The organism is Streptomyces sp. NPDC044921 (assembly GCF_056432865.1).
Window position 1 is genome coordinate 1 of the sequence record NZ_JBWKIF010000041.1, and the last position, 21,237, is coordinate 21,237.

At 74.0% G+C, this 21,237-nt stretch carries 16 protein-coding genes and 1 pseudogene; 5 read left to right on the forward strand and 12 right to left on the reverse strand.

Annotated elements, in window-relative coordinates; all coding sequences use genetic code 11:
* Positions 1 to 131: 131 nt before the first annotated feature.
* The 3 genes from AC07DA_RS35730 to AC07DA_RS35740 form a co-directional block, all read right to left on the reverse strand.
* Entirely contained in the window at positions 132 to 383 is a 252-nt protein-coding gene (locus tag AC07DA_RS35730; RefSeq protein WP_479132421.1) for a twin-arginine translocase TatA/TatE family subunit, read from the reverse strand.
* Positions 371 to 1,045, reverse strand: coding sequence for a hypothetical protein (locus AC07DA_RS35735; protein ID WP_479132423.1), 675 nt, complete (start codon positions 1,043 to 1,045; stop codon positions 371 to 373). The genes AC07DA_RS35730 and AC07DA_RS35735 overlap by 13 nt, the downstream gene beginning before the upstream one ends.
* A gap of 578 nt (positions 1,046 to 1,623) precedes the next feature.
* A complete protein-coding gene (locus AC07DA_RS35740; RefSeq protein ID WP_479132425.1) occupies positions 1,624 to 2,199 on the reverse strand; it encodes a TerD family protein in 576 nt (191 codons plus the stop codon).
* 135 nt (positions 2,200 to 2,334) lie between these two features.
* Here AC07DA_RS35740 and AC07DA_RS35745 point away from each other — a divergent pair, with 135 nt between their 5' ends.
* Complete coding sequence (locus AC07DA_RS35745) at positions 2,335 to 2,721, forward strand: BlaI/MecI/CopY family transcriptional regulator (RefSeq protein ID WP_479132426.1); 387 nt, start codon at positions 2,335 to 2,337, stop codon at positions 2,719 to 2,721.
* A gap of 6 nt (positions 2,722 to 2,727) precedes the next feature.
* Positions 2,728 to 3,675, forward strand: a complete 948-nt coding sequence (locus tag AC07DA_RS35750; protein ID WP_479132427.1) for a M56 family metallopeptidase — start codon at positions 2,728 to 2,730, stop codon at positions 3,673 to 3,675.
* A 17-nt stretch (positions 3,676 to 3,692) separates the two neighbouring features.
* Here AC07DA_RS35750 and AC07DA_RS35755 read toward each other — a convergent pair whose 3' ends face one another.
* Together AC07DA_RS35755 and AC07DA_RS35760 are read right to left on the reverse strand one after the other, a co-directional pair.
* Positions 3,693 to 4,682, reverse strand: coding sequence for a sporulation protein (locus AC07DA_RS35755; protein ID WP_479132428.1), 990 nt, complete (start codon positions 4,680 to 4,682; stop codon positions 3,693 to 3,695).
* A 193-nt stretch (positions 4,683 to 4,875) separates the two neighbouring features.
* A pseudogene (locus tag AC07DA_RS35760) lies at positions 4,876 to 5,906 on the reverse strand (LacI family DNA-binding transcriptional regulator).
* Between the two features lie 106 nt (positions 5,907 to 6,012).
* Here AC07DA_RS35760 and AC07DA_RS35765 point away from each other — a divergent pair.
* On the forward strand, positions 6,013 to 8,145 hold the full coding sequence (locus AC07DA_RS35765) for an alpha-galactosidase (RefSeq protein ID WP_479132429.1): 2,133 nt from the start codon (positions 6,013 to 6,015) through the stop codon (positions 8,143 to 8,145).
* A 147-nt stretch (positions 8,146 to 8,292) separates the two neighbouring features.
* Here AC07DA_RS35765 and AC07DA_RS35770 read toward each other — a convergent pair whose 3' ends face one another.
* The 7 genes from AC07DA_RS35770 to AC07DA_RS35800 all read right to left on the reverse strand — a co-directional run bounded on the left by AC07DA_RS35770 (position 8,293) and on the right by AC07DA_RS35800 (position 18,109).
* Complete coding sequence (locus AC07DA_RS35770; RefSeq protein ID WP_479132430.1) at positions 8,293 to 9,405, reverse strand: acyltransferase family protein; 1,113 nt, start codon at positions 9,403 to 9,405, stop codon at positions 8,293 to 8,295.
* A gap of 219 nt (positions 9,406 to 9,624) precedes the next feature.
* Complete coding sequence (locus tag AC07DA_RS35775) at positions 9,625 to 11,262, reverse strand: cellulase family glycosylhydrolase (protein ID WP_479132431.1); 1,638 nt, start codon at positions 11,260 to 11,262, stop codon at positions 9,625 to 9,627.
* Between the two features lie 249 nt (positions 11,263 to 11,511).
* Entirely contained in the window at positions 11,512 to 12,630 is a 1,119-nt protein-coding gene (locus AC07DA_RS35780; RefSeq protein WP_479132432.1) for a GDSL-type esterase/lipase family protein, read from the reverse strand.
* Between the two features lie 238 nt (positions 12,631 to 12,868).
* Positions 12,869 to 14,362, reverse strand: a complete 1,494-nt coding sequence (locus tag AC07DA_RS35785; RefSeq protein WP_479132433.1) for a tripartite tricarboxylate transporter permease — start codon at positions 14,360 to 14,362, stop codon at positions 12,869 to 12,871.
* Between the two features lies 1 nt (position 14,363).
* Entirely contained in the window at positions 14,364 to 14,903 is a 540-nt protein-coding gene (locus tag AC07DA_RS35790) for a tripartite tricarboxylate transporter TctB family protein (protein WP_479132434.1), read from the reverse strand.
* Positions 14,900 to 15,883, reverse strand: a complete 984-nt coding sequence (locus tag AC07DA_RS35795; RefSeq protein WP_479132438.1) for a Bug family tripartite tricarboxylate transporter substrate binding protein — start codon at positions 15,881 to 15,883, stop codon at positions 14,900 to 14,902. Before AC07DA_RS35795 ends, AC07DA_RS35790 begins: the two co-directional genes overlap by 4 nt.
* 222 nt (positions 15,884 to 16,105) lie before the next feature.
* Complete coding sequence (locus tag AC07DA_RS35800; protein ID WP_479132435.1) at positions 16,106 to 18,109, reverse strand: flavin monoamine oxidase family protein; 2,004 nt, start codon at positions 18,107 to 18,109, stop codon at positions 16,106 to 16,108.
* 288 nt (positions 18,110 to 18,397) lie between these two features.
* On the opposite strand from AC07DA_RS35800, the gene AC07DA_RS35805 reads away from it, so the two are divergent.
* Both AC07DA_RS35805 and AC07DA_RS35810 read left to right on the forward strand, forming a co-directional pair.
* Positions 18,398 to 20,296, forward strand: coding sequence for a CASTOR/POLLUX-related putative ion channel (locus tag AC07DA_RS35805; protein ID WP_479132436.1), 1,899 nt, complete (start codon positions 18,398 to 18,400; stop codon positions 20,294 to 20,296).
* A gap of 197 nt (positions 20,297 to 20,493) precedes the next feature.
* Positions 20,494 to 20,985 (forward strand): hemerythrin domain-containing protein, encoded by a 492-nt coding sequence (locus AC07DA_RS35810; protein ID WP_479132437.1) that lies wholly within the window; start codon positions 20,494 to 20,496, stop codon positions 20,983 to 20,985.
* Positions 20,986 to 21,237 lie beyond the last annotated feature (252 nt).

The following is a 21,237-nucleotide window of genomic DNA, read 5'->3' on the forward strand; positions in this document are numbered from 1 at the left end:
CTACGAAAAGACCGCCGCCATCTACCTGGCCGGACTCCACATCGCGGGCATCTTCCTCTGGTCCGCCCGGTGATCCAAACGAAACTGCCTAGCCCTCACGCCTCCACGCCCGCATGCCGGGGCGCGGCGGATCAGCGGTGGTCCGGGGCGTCCGCCGCCCGCGTGCCGGGTGCGGGGGTGCCGGTGCCCGGCGGGACGACCTCGCCCCGGACCACCCGCGGCGCGGGGGCCGTCCCGGCCTCCTCGTCCTTCGCGGCCCGCGCCTCGGCCTTGAGGATGCGGGCCGCCTTGCCGGCCGAGCGCGTCAGCTCGGGGAGCTTCTTGATCCCGATGACGGCTATGACGACGATGAGGATGATCGCGAGCTCGCTCAGTCCGAACATGGTGTCCTGTCCTTTCTCGCCCGGGCCGGGCACGGCGTGAGCGTATCGGCCGGGGAGCGCGGTGTGAGCGCCGCCTCGGCCGCCTCGGGAGACGGGGTGAGCAGGCGGCGCAGGTGCGGCAGCACGCCGTGGTCGAGCAGCGCCTGCCGCCAGACCAGACGGGCGTGCTCCACCTGTTCCGGTGCCGGGTGGACCGGATCGCGGCGCAGGGCCGCGCGCAGCAGGGCGGCGAGCGCGACGAGCCCGGTCAGCGCCGCGACGAGCGCCAGGACCCAGCCGGCCGCGGCGAGAGAGCCGGGCAGCGGGCCGGGTGTGCGGGCCGCCCGCAGGACGCCGCCCAGCAGGAGCAGTGCCCCGGCGGAGGTGCCCGCCACGAGCGGGGTGAGCACCGCCAGGGCGGGCAGCAGACTGCCCCCGCCGAGCGGCGGCCGCGTCCGGTGCCCGGCCTGCCCGCGCAGGGAGAGGTAGACGCGGTAGGGCTCTGCGGCCGCCGCCGCGAGGGTGTCGGCACGGGCCAGGGCGTCGGCGCGCAGGTGCGCGGCGGACCGGCCGCCCGGATCCGCCGCGAGGGCGTCGCGGATGTCCGTGGTGCCGAGCGCCAGGTCCACGACCGCCGTGAAGTCCGCGCGGTCCTCCGGGCGGAGGCGGGGCGGGTGGGCCACAGGGTCTCCTGGTTCGTCGCTGGGTGAGATGTGCCGGACCCCGGCGCGTGCCAGGGCGGGCGGGTCACGGGGTGTCCCGCGTTCTGTCGCCGGGTGAGCGGTCCGGGGTGGGGCTGGGGCTGGGGCTGGGAGGGGGGCCGGGCCGGGTCAGGGCCGGGGAGTGGTCTGGGCGGGGTGGGGCCTCGACGGGTGTCGGGTGGGGCGGGCCATGAGATGTCTTGGGTTCCATCGGTGGGTGCCAGGCCCGGGGTTCGGGCGGCGGTCCGGGCCGGGTCAGGGCCGGGGAGTGGTCTGGGCGGGGTGGGGCCCCGGCGGGTGTCGGGCCGGGCGGGCCAGAGGCCTCCCGGGTTCCGTCGCCGGGTGACCGGCTCGGGGTCGGGCTGGGGCTGGGACGGGGGTCCGGGCCGGGTCAGGGCCGGGGAGTGGTCTGGGCGGGTCGGGCCCCGGTGGGTGCCGGGGCGGGTGGGCCACGAGGTCTCAGGGTCCCGTCGCCGGGCGGCCCGCCCCGGCCCGGGCAGGGGCCGGGGCGGCAAAGGGGGGCCCCGGCGCGTGCCGGGGCCCGGTGTGGTCGGGCCGGGTCAGACGCCGACGCCGAAGTCGGAGGCGATTCCGGCCAGCCCGGAGGCGTAGCCCTGACCGACGGCGCGGAACTTCCACTCGGCGCCGTGGCGGTAGAGCTCACCGAAGACCATCGCCGTCTCGGTGGAGGCGTCCTCGGACAGGTCGTAGCGGGCGATCTCCTGGCCGCCCGCCTGGTTGACCACCCGGATGAAGGCGTTGCGGACCTGCCCGAAGCTCTGGCCGCGGTTCTCGGCGTCGTGGATGGACACCGGGAACACGATCCGGTCGATCTCGGCCGGCACGGCGGCGAGGTCCACCTTGAGGCTCTCGTCGTCGCCCTCGCCCTCGCCGGTGAGGTTGTCGCCGGTGTGCTCGACGGAACCGTCGGGGCTCTTGAGGTTGTTGTAGAAGACGAAGTGCCGGTCCGAGGGGACCTTGCCGGAGGCGTCGAGGAGCAGCGCGGAGGCGTCGAGGTCGTAGTCGGTTCCGGTGGTAGTGCGCACGTCCCAGCCCAGGCCGACCAGGACGGCGGTGAGGCCGGGCGCCTCCTTGCTGAGCGAGACGTTGCCGCCCTTGGACAGGGAAACTCCCACGAGGTACTCCTAGTTGGCGTGTGCGGTGGTGTGCACTCTTGAATCTACATCACTGTAGAAGATGGCGGGGCCGGTCCGGCGGATCTATACGATGTCCGCACGGGCAACACAGGGCGGCAAGAGGGAGGCAGGGCGGTGACGGATCCCCGGCAGCGTCCCCGGCGGGGGCAGGGCGAACTGGAGGCGCTGGTGTTGTCGGCGCTGCGGGAGGCGGACGGTCCGGCGACGGCCGGCTGGGTGCAGGAACGCCTCGGCGGTGACCTGGCGTACACGACGGTGATCACGATCCTGACCCGGCTGCTGGGCAAGGGCGCGGTCACCCGGGAGCGGGTCGGCCGGTCCTTCGCCTGGACGCCCGCCTCCGACCAGGCGGGTCTGGCCGCGCGCAAGATGCGCAAGGTGCTGGACGCCGAGAGCGACCGCGAAGCCGTGCTGGCCAGCTTCCTCACCGGCCTCGGCCCGGACGACGAGCGGCTGCTGCGCGAGCTGCTGGATCAGGCCCACGGCGAGGGGGAAGACTGAAGCTTCATGGGGGTCTTCGTCTTTCTGCCGCTGGTCCTGCCGCTCACCGCCTGGCCGGTCGCGCGCCTGGCCGAACAGCACCTGCACCCGCGCACCGCGACCCGGCTGCTGACCGCGCTGGCCGTGGTCCTGGCCCTGTGCAGCACGGTGTGCCTCGGGCTGGTGATGGTGGTGGGCACCGCCCAGCTGCCCGGCAACCCGCTGCCCGACGGCTGGTCCGACCCCGAGGTGCGGGCGGCGGTGCCGTACGACGAGATCGTCGGCAAGGCCGCCATCCCCGCGCTCGGTGCCGTGCTGGTGGCCTGCGCCCGGACGCTGGGGCGGCACGCCCGGGTGCGCCGCCGGGCCCACCGCGCGCTGGCGGGACTGCCGGACACCGAGGTGGCCGTCCTGCCCGACGCCGCCCCCTACGCCTACGCGCTGCCCGGCCGCCGGGGCCGCGGGACGCGTGCGGGCCGCGTCGTGGTGACCACGGCCCTGCTGGACCGGCTGGCGCCGGGCGAGCGCCGGGCCCTGTTCGCCCACGAGCGGGCCCATCTGGCCGGCCGGCACGACCGCTTCCTGCTCGCCGTGCGGCTCGCCGCCCGGGCCAACCCGTTCCTGCGGCCGCTGGGGACCGCCGTGGCGTACACGGCGGAGCGGTGGGCCGACGAGGAGGCGGCCCGGGTGATCGGCAGCCGTCGTACGGTGGCCCGCGCCATCGGCACCGCCGCGCTCGTCTCCCGGGGCACCCCGGCGCCCACGCTCGCCGGACTCGCCGCACCCGGGCCGGTGCCGCGCCGGGTGGCCGCGCTGCTCGGCCCGGCACCGGCGCCGCGCGACTGGCCCCCGGCGTTCACCTCGGTCGGACTGGCCGTGTGGGGCGCGGCGGCCGGGACGGCGGTGTCGGCGATGTCGTCCGCGAACTCGGCGGTGACGATGGTGTTCATCCTGCACGCGGCGACGCCGCTCTGAGGACCCCGGGGCGGGCCTCAGCCCTCCTCTTCCTCCTCGCCCTCGAAGAAGTCCCCGATCTCGTCGACGACTTCGCCCGCCACCATGCCGCCGGCCACCCCGACCGCGAGACCGGCCGCGCCCGCGGCGACGGCGGTGCCCACGCCGGGGCCCGAGCGGTGGCCGTCGTGGTGGTGTCCCTCGAAGCCCGTGCCGTGACCGCCCGGGCCGAAGGCGGCGGGGGATCCGTACGACGCCCGGTGCTCGAGGAGTTCGCGGATCCAGCCGTCGACGAGCGCGGCCCAGTCCTGGTGCCCGACCTGGTCGTGGGTGACCGTGAAGCGGGTGAGCGCGTCGTGGCCGGGGGACAGCAAGCCGCCGCGCTTGTCCGCTTCCAGGACCACCTCCATGCCTCCGGGGTCCGCCAGGAAGGTCAGCTCGATCTCGTTGACCTGGTGCGCGTACCGGGGCGACGGGACGAGTTCGATCTCCTGGTAGAAGGGCAGCCGCTGGCCCGTGCCGCCGATGCGGCCGTACTCCAGGTCGGCCGACCGGAAGCCGAACCCCAGCCCGCCGAGGGCCTCCAGGACCGCCTCCTGCGCGGGCAGCGGCGTGACCTCCAGCCGGTCCAGGTCGCCCTTGTCCTTCGCGCCCGCCACCGACAGTTCGGTGCGCACGCCCAGGACGACGCCCAGGCTCTGCCCGTGCAGCTGGGTGACCGGTGTCTCCCACGGCACGGTCACGCCGAACGGCACCTCGCGCTCCTCGCCCTCGGTGAGCCGGAAGCCGCCGCCGACGGTGAAGCGGTCGAAGGCGACGACGCCCTCGCTCTCCCCGCCCTCGTGCTCGGCCTCGACCCGGGCCACCAGCTCCAGGGTGATGTGCTCGATGTCGGAGCCGGCGCTGCCGCCCTTGAGCAGGACGCGGCCGGTGAGGGTGCCGCCGGGCCGGACGGGCGCCGGGTCGAGGACCGTGTCGACCGTGGGGCCGCCCACACCGAGCGCGCCGAGCAGTCGTTTGAACACCATGGTGGCGTCCACTCCTTCACAGGGGGAGAGCTGTCACAGGGAGAGCCGTACTTCTACAGGCGTGTAGAAGTATAGCGCTGCCCGTGTTCCCGGCGCGCGCATCAGCCCACGGACGCGGCCGTTCGATCCGGTCCGTGTCCGGCGCGCAGGCGTGCGCGCGTCGCCGAACTCACCGTGTCGGCTCCCTCCGGCCTCAGCCGTGGGCGGGCGGCGGGCCCGAGCTCTCCCGCACCACCAGCTCGGGTAGGGACACCGGGTGCGGGGCGACCGGCGCGGACTCCTCCAGCACACCGTGCAGCAGGGCGAACGCGGACCGGCCCAGGCCGGTGAAGTCCAGGCGCACGGTCGTCAGGGAGGGGGTGACGAAGGCGGCGTGCGGGGCGTCGTCGAAGCCGGCCACGCTGACCTCGCCCGGTACCGGGCGGCCGCACTCGTGCAGAGCGCGCAGCACGCCCAGCGCGAGATCGTCGTTGCCGCACAGGATCGCCGTGACGGACGGATCCCGCGCCAGCTTCAGGCCCGCCGCGTGGCCATCCGCCGGACCCCAACCGCTTTGCACGGGACGGGGTTCGGGGGCGCCGGCCTCCCGCAGCGCCCGCCGCCATCCGCCGGTGCGGGCGCTGGTGCGGCGGGTGCTCGACGGGATCGCCACGTAGTGCACGGTCTCGTGGCCGAGGGCGAGGAGATGACGGGTGGCCTGGCAGGCGGCCTCGCGATCGTCGGTCCACACCCAGAGGTCCTCGCCGCCGGGCGGGCTCGCCGGGGTCTCGACCACGCCCACGACCGGCAGCCCGGTGGGTACGGCGGCCAGCGCCCGGACGCCGGCCGGGTCGTAGGCGATCACGATCAGTCCGCCGCCCGCGTCCGCCGCACGCCGCACCGCGACGGCGGCGTCCTCGGCGGATTCCAGGACGCCGATCCCGACCGTGTACGACGCCGCCCGGGCCGCCTCCTCGACGCCCCGCAGGATCGACGCGCAGCCGTAGTGGTGGTGTCCGCGGTGAGTACGGTCACGGCGCGGCTGCGGCCGCTGGCCAGGGCGAGGGCGGTCGCGTTGCGGCGGAACCCCAGGTCCTCGACGGCCGCGAGCACCCGTTCCCGGGTCGACGGCCGGACGCCCGGATGGCCGTTGATCACCCGCGACACCGTCTGGTGCGAGACCCCCGCGGCGCTCGCCACGTCCCTGATGCTCGCCGGACGCCTTGTGTGACCGGTCACACTCATGCCAGGATCGTGACCGGTCACACAGGGGTGGTCAAGAGACCGTGACGAGGTTGCGCGCGGACCGGCCCTCCCCGAGGACCGGCACCGGGCCAGGAGGGGGAGCACCTTGACCGGTACGGCGGATGCGGCCCACCCGGCCGCCCACCGGCGAGGAGCCCGGCCGGACTGGAGCTGGGGGCACGCGGCGCTCGACGCCCGGTTCACCGTCGCCGCCGACGGCACCGCGCACCTCGTCCGCCTGGCGCACCCCGGTGACGACCGCCCCGCCCCGCCGCGGTCCTCGCTCCCGCTCGTGGAGCTCACCGCGCCCGGCCACGGCAGCGGCTGGTCCGGCCCCCGCTTCACCGGCGCGGCCCTCGGCACGCGGCTCGCCCACCGCTCCCACCACACCGCGCGGCGCGACGGCTGGACCCGCCTCACCGTCGAACTCCACGACGCGGACACCGGTGTGACGGCGTTCGCCGAACTCGCCTCCCCCCTCGGTCTGCCCGTCCTGCGCTCCCGCGTCCGCCTGCGCAACGACGGCTCCGAGCCCCTGGTCGTCCAGTCCGTCAGCAGCCTGCTGCTCGGCGGGCTCCCCGCCCCGCACGCCCTCGACGTGCACCGGGCCCGCAACGACTGGCTCGCCGAGTGCCGTTGGTACACCGAGCCGCTGCGCGCGACCCTGGCCGACATCCGTCCGGACGTCCACGAACACGACAGCCGGGCCGCCCTCACCCTCACCGGGCGCGGCAGCTGGCCCACCGGCGGCCATCTCGCCATGGGCGCGCTGACGGACCGCGACGGCGGCCGGGCCTGGGCGTGGCAGGTGGAGTCCCCGGCCGGCTGGCGCTGGGACCTCGGGGAATTCGCCCACGGCACCTACCTGGCGCTGCACGGCCCCACCGACGCGGAACACCAGTGGCGCGTCCGGCTCGACCCGGGCGAGGAGTTCACCACCGTCCCCGCGGCCCTGGCGCTCGGCCCCGACCTCGACGGCGCGATGGCCGCCCTGACCTCCTACCGCCGGGCGGTCCGCCGCCCGCACCCGGACCACACCGCCCTGCCCGTCGTCTTCAACGACTACATGAACACCCTCATGGGCGACCCGACCACGGCCAAGCTGCTGCCGCTGATCGACGCCGCCGCGGACGCCGGCGCCGAGTACTTCTGCGTCGACGCGGGCTGGTACGACGACACCCGGAGCTGGTGGGACGGCGTCGGCGCCTGGCAGCCCTCGCCGCGCCGCTTCCCCGGCGGTATCCGGGCCGTCCTGGACCGCATCCGCGAGCGGGGGATGGTGCCCGGGCTGTGGCTGGAGCCCGAGGTCGTCGGCGTGCGCAGTCCCGTCGCCGCCGCACTGCCCCCCGAGGCGTTCTTCCAGCGTGACGGCGTGCGCCTGACCGAACAGGGCCGCCACCAGCTCGACCTGCGGCACCCGGCCGCCCGCGCCCACCTCGACCGGACGGTCGACCGGATCGTCGGCGACTGGGGCGTGGGCTACCTCAAGCTGGACTACAACATCGTCGTCGACCCCGGCACCCAGGCCCCCGGCGACCTCGCCCCCGGAGCCGGACTGCTGGGCCACGCCCGCGCCTGGCTGGACTGGCTCTCGACGGTCCTGGACCGCCACCCCGGCCTGGTCGTCGAGAACTGCGCCTCGGGCGGCATGCGCATGGACGGCGCCACCCTGGCCGTCGCCCAGCTGCAGTCCACCAGCGACCAGCAGGACCCGCTGCGCTACCCGCCCATCGCCGCCGCCGCGCCGACCGCGGTCCCGCCCGAGCAGGGCGCCGTCTGGGCCTACCCGCAACCGGAGTACGACGACGGCCTGATCACCTGGACCCTGGGCGGCGCCCTGCTCGGCCGCATCCACCTCTCGGGCCACCTGGACCGGATGAGCGGCCACCAGCGCGCCCTCGTACGGGACGCCGTCGACGTCTACAAGTCGATCCGGGGGGATCTGGCGCGGGCCCTGCCGTTCTGGCCGCTCGGTCTGCCCGGCTGGACGGACGAGTGGCTGGCCCTGGGCCTGCGCGTCCCCGGCGACGGGGCGGCGTACGTGTCGGTGTGGCGGCGTGGCGGACCGTCCGGACGGCGCCTGCCGGTCCGCCACCTGGCGGGCCGGTCCCTCCGCGCGGAGGTCCTGCACCCGTCCGCCCCGCGGGCGGGCCGGGCCGTCTGGGACGGGGACGGACTGACGGTGGACGTGCCGCGCGCGCCCGGCGCGCTGCTGATCCGGCTCACTGCGCCGCGATGAGCGGACACCCCGCGCGTCGCCCCGGTCGGGGCGCGGGCCGGCGGACGGCCCGGGATTTCGCTCGCCGCGTCCCGGTGACACCGGCCGGCGTCCCGCGCGGACCGCACCGCACTTCGGGGACCCGGCCGGGCGACCGAGGAAGGACGCTCACCCGGCGGTGACGCCGGAGGGCGTCCGCCCGCGCGCGTCCCGGCGGAACGCCCACGTCATCGTGGGTTCCACCACCCAGCGGAACAACCGCCGCACCGGCGGGGTGCACAGCGCCGTCACGAGCACCCCGGCCACCACCGTCACGACGACCTCACCCACCTGCCCGCGCACCCACGCCGGGTCGTACCAGCCCCAGAACTTCGCCCCCTGGGCCACGAAACCGTGCAGCAGATAGCCGTACAGCGTGCCCGCCCCCAGCGCGGTGAACCACGCGCGGCGCCCCGGCACCCACGCCAGGAAACAGGCCACCAGGAGCAGCGAGCAGCCGAAGGTCGCCAGCGTCATGACCGGCCCGTACCAGGCGGGCGCGGCGAGCTCCCGCGCACTGTCACGGTGGAAGAACCAGGCGCCGCTCATCCGCGGGACCGCCCAGTACGCCACGGCGCCCGCGCAGAGGAACACCGGCACGGCGAGGACCCGCGCCCCACGGCGGCGTACCAGCCGGAAGTGCTCCGGCCTCAGCAGCAGACCGAGCACGAAGCAGGGCAGGAACTGCAGGGTGCGCTGCAGATCGAGGTCGTCGCCGATCGACGGCGAGAGCGTCGCCAGCATCGCCACGACGAGGGCCAGCGGCAGCGGCCACCGCACCCGCTGCCAGAGCGGGGTCGTCAGCCGCCAGACGAACAGGGCCGCCAGGAACCAGGTCAGGTACAGGGGATCCAGCAGGCTGACCGGCCGGTCCGGCTCCTGGTCCGTCCACCGCGTGAACAGGGTGTACGCCGTCTCGAACACCACGTACGGCACCGCCAGCCCGGTGACCAGGCGCCTGATCCGCCCCGGGGCCCCGTCGAAGGAACGCGAGAAGTAGCCGGAGACGACGATGAACGCCGGCATGTGGAAGGCGTACACGACCATGTAGAGCGCGCTGACCGTCCGGCTCCCGTCGCGCAGCGGCTCCCAGGCGTGTCCCACGGCCACCAGCACGATGGCCAGGTACTTGGCGTTGTCGAAGAACGCGTCCCGCTGCCCGGCCGGCTGGGCGGCGGGACGCTCCTCCCGTACGGCCGGGCCGGCCGCCACCGCGCGGATGCGCAGGGTGTCCTCGCTCAATCGGTCCTCCGCGTGGCGTGCGGGCACCCCGGAGGGGCGCCCGCGCGTCGTGCCGTGGGCAGCGCCCGGGGATGCCGGTGTGACATCCCCGCCGCCTGACCACCGCGGAGCGGCGTAAACCGCCGGCCCGTGCGGGTGTGGTGCGGATCACGGCGGTGGGGACGGTGCCGCCGGGCCCGGACGACGAAGGCCGCGGCGGCACCGCCGCACCGTGCGCGGTCAGCTCACCGAGCACGCCGCGCCATTCAGGGTGAACGCCGTCGGAGCGGGGTTCGACGCCCCCCGGGTCGCCGTGAAGCCGAGGGTGACCGAGCCCGCGGCGGGCACGCTCGCCGTGTACGGGGCGGCCGCGACACTGACGTCGGAGCCGCTCTGCGTCGCCGTACCGCCCCAGAGGTTGGTGATCCGCTGGTCGCCCGGGAAGGTCCAGCGCAGCGTCCAGCCGTTGATCGCCGACGTGCCGGTGTTGCGCAGGGTGATCTCGCCCTGGAAGCCGCCGGGCCAGCTGCCCGTCACCCGGTAACCGACCCCGCATGCCGACGGGGTGCCGCCGGGCGAGGTCGTCACCGTCACCGTGCCCGAGCGGGGCGAGCGGTTGCCGGCGGCGTCACGGGCGTAGACGCCGAAGGTGTACGAGGTCGCGGGGGCCAGGCCGGTCAGGGTCGCGGTGGTGCCGGTCGTGCTGGTCGCGACCGTCTCGGTGCCACCGCCGATCCGGACGACGTCGTAACCGGTGACACCCGTGGCGTCGGTGGCGGCGCCCCACGTCAGGGTCACGGAGGAGGACGTCACCCCCGAGGCGGTCGGGGTGCCGGGTGCCGTCGGGGGCGTGGTGTCGCCTCCGCCGGAGGAGTAGACCGCGGCCTCCCTGGCCGTGGCGGCTATGCCGTTCGCGCCGTTGAACAGCCGCTGACCCCAGCTGGTGAGCTGGTTCGGGTCGAAGTTCGTGACCATGTCCAGGTACTCGACGCCCCCGCCGTTACCGCTCCAGGACCAGCCGAGGTAGCCCAGGCGCAGTTGCCGGGTGACCGCCAGGATGGTGTCCTCGTCCGGGTTGCCGTCCGAGTGGTCGTGGCCGAACTCCCCTACGACGATGGGCAGTCGGGCGGTGACGAAGCGGTTCAGGTAGTCCGTGATCTCGGCGGCCGTGTCGAAGACGCCGTACATGTGGATCGAGAAGACGGTGTTGGCGTCCGGGTCGGCGGCGAAGACCGAGGCGGCGTTGTCGCGCATGGTGAACGCCCAGTCCTGGCCCCAGTTGGGCGCGTCGACCATGATCGTGTGGTCGAAGCCCGCGGCGCGCAGTTTCTGGATCGCCGCCTTGGTGTCGGCCGTCCACGCCGCGTAGTTGGTGTTGCCGTACGGCTCGTTGCCGATGTTGACGATGACGTAGTCCTCCTGGCCGGCCAGCGCGCCGCGCACGCTGATCCAGTAGTCGGCGGCGCGGGAGAGCGTGACGGCTCCGCTCTGCTCGCCGTAGCCGGTGGTGTCGTGCACCTCCAGGACGCAGATCAGCCGGTTCTGCTTGCACTGCGCGACCACGTTCGCCACGTCGGCGGTGTCGTTGCGGGTCCAGCGGTCACCGCTGGAGAGGACCACGCGGACGGTGTTGGCGCCCTTGGCCTTGATGTGGGACAGGGAGCTGATCCGGTCCGGGAACCAGGTGTGCGCGTGGTTGACGCCGCGCATCACGAAGTCGTTCCCGGAGGCCTCCAGGAGCCGGCCGTTCTCGACCCGGAAGCCGGTCGGGGCGGCGTGGGCCGGGCTGGAGAGGGTGAGGAGGGAGAGGAGCAGTCCGAGCAGGACGGCGGCGACGGTGGCTGGCCGGCGGGCGGAGGGCGGGGCTTGGGGTCTCATGGCGGCTCCGGATGTGGGGTCGGGTGGGGCCTTCGCGGGTCGGGCCGGGTCCGTGTCCCGGCCTGTTCGGGTGCGGTGGGGCGTGCGGTGCCGTGCGGTTCGACGCGCCCGGCCTTGGTGCTCCCGAGGCCTCTGACGCCGAGCCGGTCGGAGAGGCGCGAAGTCAGAGAGGCGGGAAGTCAGCGAGGTGCGGAGTCAGCGAGGTGCGGAGGCAGAGGGGGGCGGAGTGGGGCCGGATCCGGCCGGGCTTCAGGAGGCCGTCTTCCGTACCGTGCACGTGACGGTCGCCGCCGGGGCGCCCGCGGTTGCCGGGGCGGTGGCGACGAAACCGAACGCGGCGCTCGCCCCCGGGGCGAGCGCGCCGTTCCAGTCCGCGTTCGACACTGTGGCCGTGCCGTCCGCGGCGGTGCCGAGCGTGCCGTTCCAGACCTGGGACACGCGCGCGCCGCCCGCCGGAACGACGGTCGCGGTCCACCCCTGGGCGGCGGAGGCCGAGGTGTTGGTCACCGTCACCTCGCCCTGGTAGCCGCCCTGCCAGGAGGAGACGGCCCGGAAGCGGGCCGTGCAGGCGGCGGGATCACCGGGCCCGCCGGGACCGCCCGGGTCCTGCGGGACGCCCGCGTCGAGGACCGCCGCCAGGGCCGGGAACCAGCGAGCGGCGATCTTCGCGTCCCCGGAGGCGTTGGGATGCACGCCGTCATAGGTGTCGGTGGCCGTGCTGAAGCCCGTCCACTGGTCGACCACGGTGACCGGGGAGCGTTCGGTGCTCGTCGCCCGGGCCCACGCGGGGATCCGCGCGTTGAGATCGACCACGCGCTGCGCACAGGCCGCGCAACTGCCCGGGTTCATCGGGATCAACTGCGCGACGAGGATCCGCATGTCCGGGTTGGAGGCGCGCATCTGCCCGACGAGCTTCGTGTAGGCGGCGAGGATGCGGTCGGGGGCGATGCCGCTCCACACGTCGTTCGTGCCGAAGTGCATGACAACGATGTCCGGGTCGGTGGCCGCGAGCCGGCCGGGCAGCAGGTTCCGGTCGGCCGCGTTGGTCACCAACTCGCCGCCGTGGCCCTCGTTGTCGCCGTCGTGCGCCTGCCCGCAGCCCTGCGGGGGCAGGGTGCCGACGAAATCGAGGTCCGTGTACCCGCTGCTCACCAGCCGGTTCCACAGCACCGCCCGCCAGCAGCCGGGCGAGCCGGTGATGGAGTCGCCCAGCGGCATGACGCGGACGGGGTCCGCCCCGGGCGCGGCGGCCGCCCGCGGCGCTGTGGTCAGGCCGAGGGGGAGGAGCAGCGCGGCCAGGAGACCGAGGAGCGGGACGAGCCGTGAGCGGGGGGACGGACGGGGGGAGGTGCGGGGGGCTCTGCGCATGGTGGTCCCTTCCCTGGAGAGAGGTGGGAGCGCTCCCATGACATCAAGCCATCGTTGTCAGTGACGCGTCAAGGGGTGCGGGGGTGGGTGTCGTGTGCCGCCGGTCCGGCGCCGCGGCTCCGCCCACGCGTCGGCGACCCGCACCCGCGGCGTTCAGGACCGCGCGTACGGGTCGCCGCGACCGGCGAGGTGGAGATCCGCTTCCCTAACGGCACCCGTGAGCGGGTGCCGCGCCGGATCAGGTGGTGGCGCGGCCGCGCGTCACCAGCTTGCGCAGCAGCGGCCAGGCCAGCAGCACCGCGATCACCGCGTACACGGTCACCGCGAACGGCGTGTCGACCAGCCCCGTGACGCTGCCGTCGCTGATCTGCAGGGCGCGGCGCAACTGCTGCTCGGCGCTCGGACCGAGGATCACGCCGATGACGGCGGGCAGCACCGGCAGCCCGTAGCGGCGCATGCCGAAGCCGATCAGGCCGATGACCAGCAGGATGACCAGGTCGACCACCTCGCCGCCGACCGCGTACGCGCCGACCGCCGCGAAGAACAGGATCCCGGCGTACAGGTACGGCCGCGGGATGCGCAGCAGCTTCGCCCACACCGGCGCCAGCGGCAGGTTGAGCGCGAGCAGCAGCACCATGCCGACGAACAGGGAGGCGATCAGGCCCCACACCAGGTCGGGTTCGCGCTCGAACAGGAGCGGGCCGGGCTGGATGCCGTACTGCTGGAACGCGGCGAGCATCACGGCCGCGACCGCCGTGGTCGGCAGGCCCAGGGTCAGCATCGACACCAGCGTGCCCGCCGCCGAGGCCGACGCCGCCGACTCCGGCCCCGCCACGCCCTCGATGGCGCCCTTGCCCCACTCGTCCTTGTGCTTCGACAGGCGCTTCTCCGTCACGTACGACAGGAAGGTGGGGATCTCCGCGCCGCCCGCCGGGATCGCGCCGAACGGGAACCCGATGAACGGGCCGCGCAGCCACGACTTCCAGGTGCGACGCACATCGCCGCGCCCCAGCCACGGCCGGCCCACCGGGATCGGCTCCGGCGGCCTGCGCCGCAGGTGCGCGGCGACCCACAGGGCCTCGCCGATCGCGAAGAGGCCGACCGCGACGATCACGACGTCGATGCCGTCGGCGAGTTGCAGCGAGCCGAAGGTGAGGCGCTGTTGGCCGGTCATCTGGTCCAGGCCGACCAGTCCCAGTGTGAGACCGATGAACAGGGAGGCCATGCCCCGGACCCGCGACGAGCCCAGCACCGACGTCACCGCGATGAACGCCAGCACCATGATGGCGAAGTAGTCCGGCGCGCCGATGTCCACGGCCAGTTCGGCGACCGTCGGCGCGAGCGCCACCAGCAGCAGCGTGCCGACCATGCCGCCCGCGAAGTGCCCGATCGCGGCGGCCGCGAGGGCCTGCGCGCCGCGCCCGGACTTCGCCATGGGGTTGCCCTCCATGGCCGCCACCACCGCCGCGCTCTCGCCGGGGGTGTTGAGCAGGATGGAGGTGGTGGAGCCGCCGAACATCGCGCCGTAGTAGATGCCGGCGAACATGATGAACGCGCCGGTCGGGTCGAGCCCGTAGGTCACCGGCAGCAGCAGCGCGACCGCCATGGCCGGGCCGATGCCCGGCAGCACGCCGATCACGGTGCCGAGCAGGACGCCGATCGCGGCCCAGAGCAGGTTGACCGGCGTGAGGGCCGTACCGAAGCCGTCCAGCAGGGAGTTGAGGGCGTTCATGTCACAGCACTCCCATCAGCGGACCGCCGGGCAGGGGCACTCCGAGGAGGTTGTTGAAGACGGTGTAGGTGACGAGGGAGAGTCCGGCCGCGATGAGCGGGTCGCGGTCGACGCGGCGGCTGCCCAGCGCGAACGCCGCGCCCCAGAACAGCAGGGCGCCCGCGACGGGGAAGCCGAGCGGCTCGATCAGCACGGCCGAGCCGAGGAACACCCCGGCGAGCAGCAGCACGGTGCGCCAGTCGGCGGGCTCGGACAGGTCGACGTCCTCGCCGCCCTCGGCCTGGCCCCGGCCGCCGCGCAGCACGTCCACGGCGAGCAGCGCCGCGATCAGCAGCAGCCCCGCCCCGACCACGAGCGGCACGGTCGTCGGGCCGACGGGACCGCGCTGGGCGATGTCGACGTCCATGGTGAGCGCGTCCGTCAGCACGAGCACGCCGAGCGCCAGCAGCAGGGCGCAGACGCCGAGTTCGGAGTGCTCCCCGAGCCACGAACGCCGGGCGCCGCCTTGCGCGGGAGGGGTGTCGGTGGTCGGCGTCGTCACAGTCCCAGCTCCTTCAGCACCGAAACCACGCGCTTGTCCTCGGCGTCGAGGAACGCGCCGAACTGCTCACCCGTGAGGAAGGCGTCGTCCCAGCCGTTCTGCCGCAGGGACGTGCGCCACTCCTGCGAGTCGTGCAGCTCCTCGACCAGCCGCACCAGCTTGTCGCGCTCGGCGTCCGTCAGACCGGGAGGGGCCACGATGCCGCGCCAGTTGGTGAAGTTCACGTCGTAGCCGGACTCCTTCAGCGTGGGCGCGTCCAGCCCCTTCACGCGCTCGGGGCCGGTGACCGCGAGGAGACGCAGTTCGCCCGCCTTGATCTGGTCGAGGTACTCGCCGACGCCGGAGACGCCGAAGGCGACCTTGTTGCCGAGGATGGAGGCGAGCAGTTCGCCGCCGCCGTCGAAGGGGATGTAGTTGACCTGTTTCGGGGGGATCCCGGCGGCCCGGGCCATCAGCATCGGCGCGAGGTGGTCGGGCCCGCCGGGGGAGGAGCCGCCGCCCACCGGCAGCTTGCCCGGGTTCTCCTTCCAGGCGCCGATCAGGTCGTCGATCGTCTTGTACGGGGAGTCCTTCGCGACCACGACGACGTCCTGCTCCTCGGTGAGCCGGGCGATGGGCGTGGTGTCGCCGAGTGTCTTGGGGGCGTCGTTGGAGCGGACGGCGCCCACGACCCCGAGGCCCATGGACATCGCGAGCTTGCCGTTGCCGTGCTCGCTCACCAGCCGGCTCAGGCCCACGGTGCCGCCGGCGCCCGGCAGGTTGAACACCTCGATGTTGTGGGTCAGTCCGGCGTCCTCGGCGTTCTTCGCGGCCGTGCGGGCCGTGATGTCGTAGCCGCCGCCGGGCGTGTTGGGGACCATGAAACGCAGGCCCGGGATCTGTGTGCCGGTCTCGGAGCCGCTGCCGGTGGTCAGCAGCGGCGGTCCGACGAGCACGAGCACGGCGGCCCCGAGCAGGGCGAGGGGAGTGCGCAGGCGCACGAGTGCCACCACCTGTCGGTACGTCGTTGCGGGTAGGTCGATGCCCTGTGGGGAGGGTGACGTGGGCCACATGGTGCCCGGACACCGACGAGGTGTCTCGGTTGCGGAATCAACGGAGGTTGTGGTCGTTGTGGTCGTGGAAGGAGAGACCGCCGCGGGTCGCCCTCCGAAGACGAAGGAGCCCCGGCGCGGGCGCGCCGGGGCTCCGCAACTCGGCGCGGGCTAGTCCGTGTGCACCTCCAGGGCGGCCCGCACGGCGGACTCCAGGGCCCCCTCGATCCATGCCGGCTTGACCGAGGTGTGGTCCCCGGCGAAGTGCAACGGACCTTCGGCCACCGGGATCGCGGGCAGCAGTTCCGTGTGCTGCCCGGGCAGCAGCACGGACGCCTCCCCGTAGGCGTACGGGTCGCGCAGCCAGCTCTGGGTGCGGCCCGCACCCGTGTAGAAGACCTCGATGCGCCGGCCGTAGACCTGCTGCAGACCGCACAGCGCGTGCGGGTAGCGCGCCTCGTCGTCCAGGGAGTCCCAGCGCAGGGCGTCGTCCGCCCAGCTGTAGGAGGCGAGCACCACGCCGCCCGGGCTGCCCGGGACCGGGTGGGACGGGTTGAACATGAAGCGGTTGGCGTTGTCCGACACCGAGCCGCCGCCCACCACACCGGCCGCCTCCGGCTGGTCGCGGCCGATCGCGCGGTTGGCGGCGTAGTGGGTGCGCTGGGCCGCCGTGATGTGGCCGCCGGGCACGGAGGGGTGCGCGCCCAGCAGACTGCCGTCCGCCGGGGCCCGGCCCGTGCGGTACGCCTCGTACAGGCCCGGTTTCACCGCGTTCAGTTCGCGCTTCCAGTCGTCCTCGTCGAACTCCCACCAGCGGCGGCTGAATTCGAGCAGCACCTTGGTCGCGCTGTCGTAGTGCAGCTCCCAGACCGCGCGGCGCTTGCGGTACGACAGGGGCGGCTCGATCTGCACGTGGCGCAGCCCGGAGAACGGCACCGTGACCACGGCGACGTCGGCGGTGAACTGCTCGCGGACGACCGGACCGCCGCGGCCCTCGGACACGGTGTCCACCCACACGTGCGGCCCCTTGCTCCGCACGGTCCCGCCCTCCGGTGACGGGCGGTCGGGGTGGTGGTACTGGATACGGGTCACCCGGCGGTCGAACCGCACCTCCTTGCGCACCCGTTCCAGCAGCGCGTCCGGCAACACGGCCGTGCCGCCCTCCAGTTCGTAGAAGGGCGTGTCGGGACTGATGAGGGAGGAGCCGATGAAGCTGTGGATGAAGGACAGCGGCAGGCGTGAGGTGAGGTTCTCCAGGGTGCCGATCAGGTCGACGGTGCGCTCGTCGAGGCCGGCGTGCTCGGTGAGGAAGCGGAACATCGACCAGTCGCCGAACTTCTGCACCACGCGGGCCCAGCCCCGCAGCCGTTCGGGGAGGGGCTTGTCGACGCGCTTGCCGTCCGGGCCGACGCGGCTGAACTCGTCGCGCACCGGGTCGAGGGCGGCGCGCAGGATGGCGGCGGCCGGGGTGTCCCAGTGGGCCTTCGGGACGCCGAACGAGCGGTTCACGCGCCGGGGCGAGCGGGCGTAGTCGGCGCGCCGCACGCGGATGCCGTTGACGTGGATCCAGGTGCGCGCGGCGGGGCGTCCCTCCTCGTCGACGTCGACGTAGTGGAAGCGCCGCTTCTTCAGGTCGAGCTGGTCGATGAGTTCCATGACGAGCGGGTGGCTGCCGGGGAGGCGCATCGCACCCGCCTCGGCGTACTGGCGGGGGTCGGCGAAGGGCTGCGCGGCACCTTCGTGCCCGCCCTTGCGGAAGGTCTTGACACGGCCGCCCGCCCGGTTGCCGTTGGCCTCCAGGACCGTCACCCGGTGCCCCGCCTGCTTCAGCAGCCAGGCGGCCAGCAGCCCCGCGGGGCCGGCGCCGATGACGAGGACGTCCTTGGGACGGGTCCTGCGGGCCGGCAGCCCGTCCCGCAGGACGCGCAGGTAACGCGGTACGAGGGGGCGGTCGTCGGAGTCGAGGACGAGCAGGGCGCGGGCGACGGCGAGGCACCGCCCGGGGTCGGCGCCGCGGGCGCCGCCGCCGGGGGCGGGCGGCGCGGCCGGCGCGGGAAGGGCCGTGGCGGTACCGCCGGTCAGGGCCGTCGCCACGGTGGCCGTGCCCGCCACCGCCGCGAAACTCCGCCGGGAGACGCCGCCGTCCGTGCGTACCACCGCGTGGTCATCAGTCATGGCGATCTTTGTAGCGACCGCCGTGACGGAGCGCCGCGTTTCGCCCGGGCGTTGCCCCCAAGGAGCGAATCCGGGGCAAAACCCGCACGTCACGGGAGAAACGGCGCTCTCGGCACGTCCGGTGAACCCGAAGGAATGAATGCACGACGGAACCGCCCTCACTGCCCGGTACGAGCCCTCACACTGCGACATGCGTACTCACACCCGCGCTCTCCGTCCTCCGCGCGCCGCACGCGCACGGCGGCGCCGACCGGCGCACGGGAGGGCCGGGGCGACGGAGGGGGAAGGGTGGCGCAGCGGCGCACTTCGTTGAGTGACCGGGTTCGGTACTGGTTCGACAGCACGCTGGCCCGCGGTGCCTCCGCCCTGGTCGGGTGGATGGCGCTGCTGTGCCTGGCCGTCGTCGTCCCGGCCAGCGCGGTGCTGGTCTGGACCGACCCGGACGCGCCCCGGTCCCTGCCGGGCCGGCTGGCGCGGGTGTGGCACCTGACGGGGGAGACCCTGCGGCTGGGCGGTGCGACGGGCACACCGCTGCGGGTCACGATGTCCGTGCTGCTCGCCCTGGTGGCGCTGCTGTACGTCTCGACGCTGGTCGGCCTGATCACCACGGCCCTCACGGAACGGCTCACCGCGTTGCGGCGCGGCCGCTCGACCGTGCTCGAACAGGGGCACGTCGTCGTCCTGGGGTGGTCGGAGCAGGTGTTCACGGTGGTCGGCGAACTGGTCGCGGCCAACGCCAATCAGCGGCGCGCGGCGGTGGCGGTACTGGCCGACCGCGACAAGACCGCGATGGAGGAGGCCCTCGGCACGAAGGTCGGGCCCGTCGGCCGTACGCGGCTGATCTGCCGCAGCGGCCCCACCACCGACCCGGCCGTGCTGACCCTGACCAGTCCGGCGACGGCCGGTGTCGTGCTGGTGCTGCCCCGGGACGAGCCCGACGCCGACGCCGAGGTCGTCAAGACGCTGCTGGCGCTGCGGGCGGCCCTGGCCGGTGCGAAGAGCCGGCCGCCCGTCGTCGCCGCCGTCCGGGACGACCGGTACCGGCTGGCCGCCTGCCTCGCCGCCGGGCCGGGCGGAGTCGTCCTGGAGAGCGACACGGTCACGGCCCGGCTGATCGTCCAGGCCGCCCGCCGCCCCGGCCTGTCCCTGGTCCACCAGGAGCTCCTGGACTTCGCGGGCGACGAGTTCTACCTGGTCGGCGAGGCGTCCCTGACCGGCCGCACGTTCGGCGAGGCGCTGCTGTCCTATCCGACGTCCTGTGTGGTGGGACTGGTGCGCGGCGACACCCCGCTGCTCGCTCCGCCGCCGCAGACCACCATCGCCGCGGACGATCTGCTCATCGTCGTCTCCAGCGACGACGACACGGCCTGGCCGGGCGACTGCGGGCAGTGGGTCGACCAGGCGGTGACGGTGTCCGGTCCGCCGACGCCGGCGCGGCCGGAGCGGGTCCTGATGCTCGGCTGGAACCGCAGGGCGCCGCTCATGGTCGACCAGTTGCGCCGCCGTGCCCTGCCCGGGTCGGCCGTCGACGTGGTGGCCGACTGCGGCGAGGAGACGGTCCGGCAGGTGCACGAGTCCGGCACGCGCCACGGCACCCCGCTGGCCCTGACCCTCCACCAGGGCGACGCCACCCGCCCCGAGACCCTGGAGCGTCTGGACGTGCACTCCTACGACAGTGTCATCGTCCTCGGCCAGGACCCCGCTCCCGGCGAGAGCGCGGACCACCCCGACAACCGCACGCTCGTCACGCTCCTGCTGCTGCGCCGGCTGGAGGAGGCCACCGGGCGGGAGCTGCCGGTCGTCACCGAGCTGGTCGACGACCGCAACCGGGTCCTGGCCCCCATCAGCCCGGGCGCGGACGTGATCATCAGCGGCAAGCTCATCGGCCTGCTGATGGCGCAGATCTCCCAGAACCGCCACCTGGCGGCGGTCTTCGAGGAACTGTTCTCCGCCGACGGCACCGGCGTCCGTCTGCGGCCCGCGGGCGACTACGTGCCGCCGGGGTGCGAGACGGCCTTCGCCACCGTCGTGGCGGCGGCGCGGCAGCGCGGCGAGTGCGCCATCGGCTACCGCAGCCACGCCGAGGCGTCGGCGGGCACCGGCCACGGCGTGCGCATCAACCCGCCCAAGGCGGAGCGGCGCCGCTGGGCGGCCGGGGACGAAGTGGTCGTCGTCGGCCGGGACTGACGTCCGGCCCGCACGGCCGGATCTGCCCTTCTGCCCGCCATGCGTCCACCTGCAAGAACAAAGTGATGTCCCGGCGTGATCTGCGCAAGCCTGGGCATCAGGAGGTCTGGCTGCCGACCCGGTCGGCCCCGTTCGCGGCACAGGGAACGGGGTAAAGGGAAAAAGCCTGATTCTCCGTACGAAAGGGGTTCCTGCTCATGGCCGGCACTCAGGACGTCGTCGAGCTCATTCTCCAGGACCATCGGCGCATGGAAGACCTCTTCCGTCAGATGCGCAGCGTGGAAGCCGACCGTGAAAGCGCGCTGCGTGAATTCTCGGACCTGCTGATCGCGCACGCGCTCGCCGAGGAGTCCAAGGTCTACCCGGCGCTCAAGCGGTACAAGAACATCGACGACGAAGAAGTCGAGCACGGCGAGCACGAGCACGACGAGGGCAACAAGGCCCTCCTGGAACTCCTCCAGGTGGAGGAGGTCGGCTCCGACGAGTGGGACGAGAAGCTCGAGGAGCTGGTGGAGGCCGTGACCCACCACGCCGACGAGGAGGAGCGCACCATCCTCAACGGCGCCCGGGAGAACGTGGCGATGGAGCGGCGCGAGGAACTGGGCCGTGCGTTCCGCGAGGAACGCGAGCGGCAGCTGCAGGCCGGCTGCGGTTCCGTCGACAACGTGCGCAAGATCGTCGAATCCTGACAGCACCGGTGACGCCTCGGGAGCCCGGACCGCGCACGGTCCGGGCTCCCGCGTGCGCCGGGCGTGCCGTTCGCGCAGGCCGGTGACGCACCGGCACCGGACAGGCGGCACCGAGCAGCGCCGTCACCCTCCTGCGACTTGGTCGGAACGACAGGCCCTAGCTGTGCTGTCCGGACAGGTTGGTGACGCGGCTGGCTGGGGTGTGGCCGCTGATGCCGGTGTGGGGTCGGTGGTAGTTGTACCAGTCCAGCC